An 8355-nucleotide genomic window follows, 5' to 3' on the forward strand; every position below is an offset into this window, starting at 1 on the left:
GATGACGCCACTTTTATCGAGGGGGTCAGGCGGGGGGGAATTTAGACTCCACCCTATTGGCCCCAGCGGTCAAAGTAAGGGGTGTATAACGCTGTATAATCAGAGCCATTTTAAATTGATTGCAGGGGCGCTACTGCGAACACCAGGGGAAATCGTGCCAGGCACGAATTTAATTGCTCATGGCGTAGTGCAGGTTTATTAAAATGCGGGCGTGGCAATATATTTTATTATGGTGCGTCCACTTTGCGCTATTTTTTGGGCTAATTATCGTTCTGTATCGGGTCGTTCCCGCTGGCTGGTACTATGATTTTTTATCGGCGATCGGAGTGGATGGCGTCGACTCGATAGAGGATTACACATTCGACGTTTTTGTGGCGTTATCACTCATCATCACGCTATGTGCCGGTTTTATGGTGTGGCGATACACGACTGCCAGAGCGCGTAAAAAAAAGGCGGCGTTGCGCAAATAATTACATTGGTTTAAAGGTATACCCGTCCCCCTCCAGCCCGCCACCTGCGCGGGTTTCCTTATTTTATAGACCCATTAAAAATCCTGTGGTGCTCCCTCAAAATCCCACGAAACCGAAACGATCCTTTTTTCATTCAATTAGTTAACGAAACGGGCGGATCGGTGCCGTTGGTTGTTTGCTGCAAACCACTGAAATTCACTACATTTTTTGCAATGAGCAATCACACCCCCGCAGCCCAGCACGGGCGCGGGCTGCCTAGACGGATCCGCAAATCATTTGACACAAAATCCGAGACTCAACGGTATGAGCGATGGATTATTGCCACGCAAAACAACAAGGGCTGGGTTGAGAAACCCAGCGACCGGCGTCCACTCACTGAGTTGATAGAGTTATGGTGGGTGCACCACGGCAGAACGCTGAAAGACGGCGAGGCTATCAAAAAAAAACTTCTCAACATATCTGATCGCATGGATAACCCACGGAGCGACAAAATCACGCGCGCGAGCCTGGCTCAATATCGGGCTGATCGCCTGGCTACGGGTGTAAAACCCGGCACAATCAATAAAGACCAAAAAATATTAAGTGGCGTTTTTACAGCTCTGATCAGAGTTGGTTTGTTTCATAACGAGCACCCTGTCGCCGGACAATCCCTAATGAGGGATCGTGTGCCGGAAATGGCATTTCTCACCCGTCCTCAATGATGCTGTAATTTTAAACCCACTAACCGTATTGCAAATTGATCCACAAATTGCCCAAAACACTGGGATTGATAAGGATTCATGAGGATTTATGCTGCGTTTAACATACTGATTTAAAATCTAAATAACTGATTTATAAGACATAAAAAAGGCACCCTCGGGTGCCTTTCTCGTTTAAGCGATATTCAAATACTTATGCGTCTGCATTGAAAGCCGCCAGTTACGTGCGATACAAGTTTCAATACACAGGCGCGTTGCATCTTCTTTCTGGCTGATAGGCTGAAGCGCGATAATGCGTTTTTTATCATCCACCAGTGTTGCCAGCAGTTCGTCCAGCGCTTCAATGTCACGTATACGCCCAACCGGATGCTTAATCTCATCGGCGCGTTCCAGGGCCTGAGAGAGCACATTGTAGCCACCACGCATATTCACTTTCGGGGAAACCGTCACCCAGGTTCCCGCCGTGCAACGCACCTCGTGCGTGCCGCTCGTTTCAATCTGGCAGCTATAACCGTGGTGCTCAAACAGCGAGGTGAGCGGAGTGAGATCGTGAATGCACGGTTCCCCTCCGGTGATAACCACATGGCGTGCGGTATAATCCTGGCGCTGGAATATCGCCAGCAGATCTTCTGCGCTGGCATTACCCCATTTATCGCTCTCTTTCGTTTTGGCGAGAATACTAAATAGAGAGACTTCACGATCTGCGAGTTTATCCCAGGTGTGTTTGGTATCGCACCACGCGCAGCCCACTGGGCAGCCTTGCAGGCGAATGAAGATGGCGGGCACACCAGTAAAATAGCCCTCCCCTTGCAGGGTCTGGAACATCTCGTTAATCGGGTACTGCATAGTCATCTCAGATAAAATGTGTGATACCCAAGCGACTTCAGGATGCAGGTAGGCGGCAATCGAGCGAATCCCGATGAGCTTACACGAGTAAGTGATTCGGGTGAACGAGAGCAGCCAACACCCCATGCATATTGAAGGGCGACGGGTTAAAGAGTAATTATCGCAGAAGTGGCGGTTGAGATCATGCGTAACGAATGCGTTCGGTGCCATGTTAATGATGCGAATTATGATTCTGAAGTAAACCATGGAATTAAAAAAGTACCTTCAGGAGCTAAAGAAGGTCGTTAATATCGACTGTGGAACGGCAACGATTGATGGTGTTACACAAGTAAGCCAAATTTTTCAGCAATGGTATCAGGCTGAGGGTTGGAACTGGACAGCATTGAGCCAAGAATTCGCTTACTTAAGCGGGTGATTCAGTCGCTATAAAAGCCAGTGGCCGGGATATCCCGACCACGCTTAGTTAATCACAAAGCTTACTTTTTGGTTTTAAAATCAATCACCATGCGGCCTTTGATTTTACCGTCTTCCATTTCTTTGAAAATGGCATTGATATCTTCCAGTGGGCGCATGGTGACTTTAGGCACCACTTTCCCTTCGGCAGCAAACTGGAAGGCTTCGGCTAAATCATGGCGCGTTCCGACTAATGAACCCACCACTTCGATGCCATCGAGAACCAGACGCGGAATATTCAGGCTCATAGAATCAGATGGTAAACCCACGGCGACAATACGTGCCCCTGCACGAACAGCGTCTACCGCTGAATTGAATGCCTCTTTCGCCACAGCAGTCACTACCGCTGCATGTGCGCCACCCACTTTTTCCTGGATGACTTTGGCGGCATCTTCATTACGTGAGTTGATGACCAAATCCGCCCCACACTCTTTGGCGAAATCTAGCTGAGCATCATTCACGTCGATGGCAATCACCTTGGCATTAAAGACATTTTTAGCATATTGCAACGCCAGATTGCCAAGGCCGCCTAAGCCGTAAATCGCAATCCACTGACCCGGTTTAATGTGCGAGACTTTCACCGCTTTGTAAGTGGTGACACCAGCACAAGTCACACTACTGGCAGCAGCCGATTCAAGGCCATCAGGGACTTTTACCGCGTAATCGGCTACAACGATGCACTCCTCAGCCATGCCACCATCGGCGGTATAACCCGCGTTAGTCACGCTGCGGCACAGGGTTTCATTGCCGGTATTGCAGTATTCGCAGTTTCCGCATCCACGGAAGAACCAGGCAACGCTTGCACGGTCGCCCACTTTCAGGGACGTCACGCCAGGGCCAACCGTCTTCACCACGCCAATGCCTTCATGCCCAAGCGTTATGCCTGTAACGTCACCAAAATCTCCATTTTTTACATGTAAATCGGTATGGCATACGCCACAACATTCCATCGTCAGCAATGCCTCGCCGTGTTGAAGGGCGCGAACGGGTTTATCAATGATCCCTACAGAGTGGTCTTTATTCACAACTGCTACTTTCATGTCGGTCTCCTGACCTGTGAGTGAAAATTCCCCGTAAGCCTGGTCGACTGGCGAGGTATCTGCAAACTCTACGCTTGAGCTGATACGTAAGTTGCTCAGGAGCCGACAAAAATAGAAATAAAAAAACCCGCCGAAGCGGGTTTTTTGTAAGAATTTAAAGCAGTAACGAATTACTGACCTTTAACTTCTTTCAGACCGTTGAACGGAGCTGGAGTACCGGCAGCAGCCAGAGCTTCTTCGATACGAATCAGCTGGTTGTACTTAGCAACACGGTCAGAACGGCTCATAGAACCGGTTTTGATCTGGCCTGCAGCAGTACCAACAGCCAGGTCAGCGATGGTAGCGTCTTCAGTTTCGCCTGAACGGTGAGAGATGACTGCAGTGTAGCCAGCATCTTTCGCCATTTTGATCGCAGCCAGAGTTTCGGTCAGAGAACCGATCTGGTTGAATTTGATCAGAATGGAGTTAGCGATACCGTTGTCGATACCTCTTTTCAGGATCTGGGTGTTAGTTACGAACAGATCGTCACCAACCAACTGGATTTTATCGCCCAGAACTTTAGTCTGGTGTGCGAAGCCATCCCAATCAGACTCGTCCAGACCGTCTTCGATAGAAACGATTGGGTATTTATTAGTCAGATCTTCCAGGAATGCAGTGAATTCTTCAGAGGTGAAAGCTTTGTTGCCTTCGCCAGCCAGAACGTATTTACCGTCTTTGTAGAATTCAGAAGCAGCACAGTCCATAGCCAGAGTAATGTCTTTACCCAGCTCGTAACCTGCAGCTTTAACCGCTTCAGCGATAACAACCAGTGCTTCAGCGTTGGAACCCAGGTTTGGCGCATAGCCACCTTCGTCACCAACAGCAGTACCCATGCCTTTAGATTTCAGAACTTTAGCCAGGGTGTGGAAAACTTCAGAACCCATACGGATGGCTTCTTTCAGGTTTTTCGCGCCAACTGGTTGAATCATGAACTCTTGGATATCAACGTTGTTATCAGCATGCTCGCCACCGTTGATGATGTTCATCATAGGCAGTGGCATAGAGAATTTGCCTGGAGTGCCGTTCAGTTCAGCGATGTGTGCATACAGCGGCAGGCCTTTAGAGGCAGCAGCAGCTTTAGCAGCAGCAAGAGAAACAGCCAGGATTGCGTTAGCGCCGAAGTTGGATTTGTTTTCGGTACCGTCCAGGTCGATCATGATCTTATCGATGTTAGCCTGGTCTTTCGCATCTTTACCAATTACAGCCGCAGCGATCGGGCCGTTAACTGCAGCAACGGCTTTCAGAACGCCTTTGCCCAGGAAGCGAGATTTGTCGCCATCGCGCAGTTCCAGCGCTTCGCGGGAACCTGTTGAAGCACCTGATGGTGCAGCAGCCATACCTACGAAACCGCCTTCCAGATGAACTTCAGCTTCAACAGTCGGGTTACCACGGGAGTCGATGATTTCACGACCGATGACTTTAACGATTTTGGACATTAGATTTTCCTCAGTACAAGTTAAACTAAAACTCCAGACAAACAACGCGCGAAACATTCGCGCGTTGTCATTCTAACTTTCTGCTTACTTCACCTGACGCTTTTGGTACTCACCGGCAGCTTTCACAAAGCCTGCAAACAGTGGGTGGCCATCACGCGGAGTCGAAGTAAATTCCGGGTGGAACTGGCAAGCAACAAACCACGGATGATTTGGTACTTCGATGATTTCTACCAGTTGGTCATCACCGGAACGGCCCGCAACGCGCAGACCTGCTGCTTCAATTTGCTTCAACAACATATTGTTGACTTCATAACGATGGCGATGACGCTCAACGATTGTCGGTTCACCGTACATCTGGCGCACCAGACTACCATCGGTCAACTGACACTGCTGGCCGCCAAGACGCATAGTACCGCCTAAGTCGCTCTTTTCAGTACGAACTTCAACGTTACCTTCTTCATCTCGCCACTCGGTGATTAAGGCAACCACCGGGTATTTACAGTCTGGCACAAATTCAGTTGAGTTGGCGTTAGCCATGCCCGCAACGTTTCGTGCAAACTCGATCAGCGCAACCTGCATACCTAAGCAAATACCCAAGTAAGGAATGTTCTGCTCACGAGCATAGCGCGCGGTGGCAATTTTGCCTTCCACACCACGGTAACCGAAACCGCCAGGGATAAGGATAGCATCCAATCCCTTAAGCATTTCTTCAGCCCCGCGAGTTTCAACATCCTGCGAGTCAATCAGCTTGATGTTAACGGTCAGACGATTTTTCAAACCACCGTGTTTCAGCGCTTCAATCACAGATTTGTAGGCATCTGGCAGTTCAATGTACTTGCCGACCATACCAATCGTAACTTCGCTTGTTGGATTCGATTCTTCGTAAATAACTTGTTCCCATTCGGACAAGTTAGCTTCAGGAACGTTCAAGCTGAATCGTTTACAAATATAATCGTCCAAACCCTGTGATTTCAACAGACCTGGAATTTTATAGATGGAATTGACATCTTTTAGAGAAATAACCGCTTTCTCCGGGACGTTACAGAACAATGCAATTTTTGCACGTTCGTTTGCCGGAACAACGCGGTCAGAACGGCAGATCAGCACATCTGGCTGAATCCCAATGGAAAGCAGTTCTTTTACGGAGTGTTGAGTCGGTTTAGTTTTCACTTCACCGGCAGCAGCCAGGTATGGCACCAGAGTCAGGTGCATATACAGGGTGTGCTCACGACCCACTTCTACAGCCATCTGACGAATCGCTTCGAGGAACGGCAGGGATTCGATATCACCTACAGTCCCGCCGATTTCTACCAGTACGACATCGTAGCCTTCGCCACCTTCAAGGATGCGTTCTTTGATAGCGTTCGTGATGTGTGGGATAACCTGGATAGTCGCACCCAGATAGTCGCCACGGCGTTCTTTACGCAGAACTTCTGAGTAGATACGGCCAGTAGTGAAGTTGTTACGACGCGTCATTTTATTGCGAATGAAACGCTCGTAGTGACCTAAATCCAGGTCGGTTTCAGCGCCGTCTTCTGTAACGAACACTTCCCCATGTTGAGTAGGGCTCATGGTACCCGGATCGACGTTGATGTACGGATCGAGTTTCATGATGGATACGTTGAGGCCACGGGCTTCGAGAATAGCTGCGAGGGAGGCTGCGGCAATGCCTTTACCCAGAGAGGAAACGACCCCGCCGGTCACAAAAATATAGTTCGTTGTCATGCTGAACCTGAGAAGTTAGGTTTAAAGACGATGGGAGTACCAAGACGGGAAAGTAGTATACCCGAACAGTATCGGCGCCACAAACTTTCATTCTGTCTGCAAAGCCCTGACCTCGCACTTTGTCAGGGCACTGAAAATAGCCCGTTTGGCATAAATGTTTTTGACGTAAATCAATCGCTTGTTAAATTAAAATGATCGAAACGTGCGCCTAAGCCAAAAAACACGTTAGATATCAGAATCCTTGCCTTTAACTTGTTGCCAGGCATTTTCCATCTGATCGAGTGTCGCTTGCTCCATTTTTAACCCTTGCGCGGCAATAATCTGTTCCACTTCGCGGAAACGACGCTCGAATTTCAGGTTGGCTTTTTGTAATGCGGTCTCGGCTTTGGTCCCTAAATGGCGTGCGAGATTAACTGTCGCGAACAATAAATCCCCGATTTCTTCTTCCAGTTTTGCTTCATCAACGACAGCCTGTTTTGCCTCAAACATCACTTCGTCGATCTCTTCGTAAACTTTGTCTAACACAGGCCCAAGAGTCGTCCAATCGAAGCCAACCGCTGAACAACGCTTCTGGATTTTGTGTGCACGCATTAAAGCGGGTAAAGCATGAGGAATATCATCGACTGCAGAATGCTGCGCTTTTTCAGCACGTTCATCACTTTTGATTTGCTCCCAGCGAGTCAGCACTTCGGTGCTGTTTTCCGCAGTCGCATCGGCAAAGATATGTGGGTGACGACGTTCAAGTTTATCGCTGATTGCCTCGCAGATATCGTCGAAATTGAAGCGCCCTTCTTCCTGAGCCATCTGTGCATAAAACACCACCTGGAACAGTAAATCGCCCAATTCACCGCGCAAATCATCAAAATCTTCGCGGTTGATGGCATCCAGCACTTCGTAAGTCTCTTCCAGGGTATAGGGAGCGATGGTCGCGAAGGTTTGCTCTTTATCCCACGGGCAGCCTGTTTCCGGGTCACGCAGGCGCTTCATGATGTTCAGCAGGCGGGTGATTTGGCTCATATCCATTCCTTACAAATACAAAAATTAAAGGCGGGATTTCTCCCGCCCTTTTGTGAGGTACAACTAACGGTGTAATCGCTTCGCGTCGATGATATCCGGCACCTGATTCAGTTTGCCCAGCACGCGGCCCAGCACCTGCAGGTTGTAAATTTCGATATTCATATCAATAGTCGCCAACTGCTGCTTAGTATCGCTACGACTTGCGACGCCTAACACGTTGACCTTTTCATTCGCCAGAATGGTGGTGATGTCGCGCAACAAACCGCTGCGGTCGTTGGCCGTCACTCGCACCACCAACGAATAACCACTGGAGTAACTTTCGCCCCACACTGCATCAACAATACGTTCTGGCGCGTGTGATTGCAGTTCTGCAAGCTGGTCACAGTCTGCACGGTGGATAGAGATCCCACGCCCCTGCGTAATGAAGCCGACTATCTCATCGCCGGGAATCGGTTGGCAGCAACGTGCAATGTGGTGCATCAGATTGCCCACCCCTTCGACGACGACGCGGCCATTGTCTTTGCTTCGCGACTGTGGCGTGTGCGTTTTTTGCTTCAGTTGACGAAGAGCTTGCTCATCCTGTTCAGCCGCAGTTGGCTTGTTAAACTGCGATTGCAGGTAGTTACTCATC

At 49.1% G+C, this 8355-nt stretch carries 10 protein-coding genes; 4 read left to right on the forward strand and 6 right to left on the reverse strand.

Annotation, left to right across the window (positions count from 1 at the left end; translation table 11 throughout):
- The first annotated feature begins 1 nt into the window (after window position 1).
- The 3 genes from VJY99_RS12640 (at window position 2) to VJY99_RS12650 (ending at window position 1171) form a co-directional block, all read left to right on the forward strand.
- On the forward strand, window positions 2–202 hold the full coding sequence (locus tag VJY99_RS12640; protein ID WP_324118935.1) for a tlde1 domain-containing protein: 201 nt from the start codon (window positions 2–4) through the stop codon (window positions 200–202).
- Between the two features lies 1 nt (window position 203).
- On the forward strand, window positions 204–470 hold the full coding sequence (locus tag VJY99_RS12645; protein WP_324118937.1) for a hypothetical protein: 267 nt from the start codon (window positions 204–206) through the stop codon (window positions 468–470).
- 161 nt (window positions 471–631) lie between these two features.
- Window positions 632–1171, forward strand: a complete 540-nt coding sequence (locus tag VJY99_RS12650; protein ID WP_324118939.1) for a phage integrase — start codon at window positions 632–634, stop codon at window positions 1169–1171.
- Window positions 1172–1342: 171 nt separating this feature from the next.
- Here VJY99_RS12650 and queE read toward each other — a convergent pair whose 3' ends face one another.
- Window positions 1343–2014 (reverse strand): 7-carboxy-7-deazaguanine synthase QueE, encoded by a 672-nt coding sequence (queE, locus tag VJY99_RS12655; RefSeq protein ID WP_324118952.1) that lies wholly within the window; start codon window positions 2012–2014, stop codon window positions 1343–1345.
- Between the two features lie 244 nt (window positions 2015–2258).
- On the opposite strand from queE, the gene VJY99_RS12660 reads away from it, so the two are divergent.
- The gene (locus VJY99_RS12660; protein WP_324118941.1) at window positions 2259–2429 is read left to right on the forward strand and encodes a hypothetical protein; all 171 of its coding nucleotides are present in this window, start codon (window positions 2259–2261) and stop codon (window positions 2427–2429) included.
- 61 nt (window positions 2430–2490) lie between these two features.
- On the opposite strand, the gene adhP is transcribed toward VJY99_RS12660, so the two are convergent.
- The 5 genes from adhP to VJY99_RS12685 form a co-directional block, all read right to left on the reverse strand.
- Window positions 2491–3507 carry an alcohol dehydrogenase AdhP gene (adhP, locus tag VJY99_RS12665; protein ID WP_324118943.1) on the reverse strand — a complete coding sequence of 339 codons (1017 nt, stop codon included), beginning with the start codon at window positions 3505–3507 and terminating at the stop codon, window positions 2491–2493.
- A 170-nt stretch (window positions 3508–3677) separates the two neighbouring features.
- The gene (gene eno / locus VJY99_RS12670; RefSeq protein WP_324118945.1) at window positions 3678–4982 is read right to left on the reverse strand and encodes a phosphopyruvate hydratase; all 1305 of its coding nucleotides are present in this window, start codon (window positions 4980–4982) and stop codon (window positions 3678–3680) included.
- An 84-nt stretch (window positions 4983–5066) separates the two neighbouring features.
- A complete protein-coding gene (pyrG, locus tag VJY99_RS12675; protein WP_324118947.1) occupies window positions 5067–6707 on the reverse strand; it encodes a glutamine hydrolyzing CTP synthase in 1641 nt (546 codons plus the stop codon).
- Window positions 6708–6932: 225 nt separating this feature from the next.
- Complete coding sequence (gene mazG, locus VJY99_RS12680; RefSeq protein ID WP_324118949.1) at window positions 6933–7724, reverse strand: nucleoside triphosphate pyrophosphohydrolase; 792 nt, start codon at window positions 7722–7724, stop codon at window positions 6933–6935.
- 63 nt (window positions 7725–7787) lie between these two features.
- Window positions 7788–8355 (reverse strand): ACT domain-containing protein (locus tag VJY99_RS12685; protein WP_324118951.1); only part of this gene is annotated, 568 nt, incomplete at its 5' end.

Origin of the sequence: Buttiauxella sp. (assembly GCF_035271705.1) — a bacterium.
In the GTDB taxonomy this organism is placed as follows: Bacteria; Pseudomonadota; Gammaproteobacteria; order Enterobacterales; family Enterobacteriaceae; genus Buttiauxella.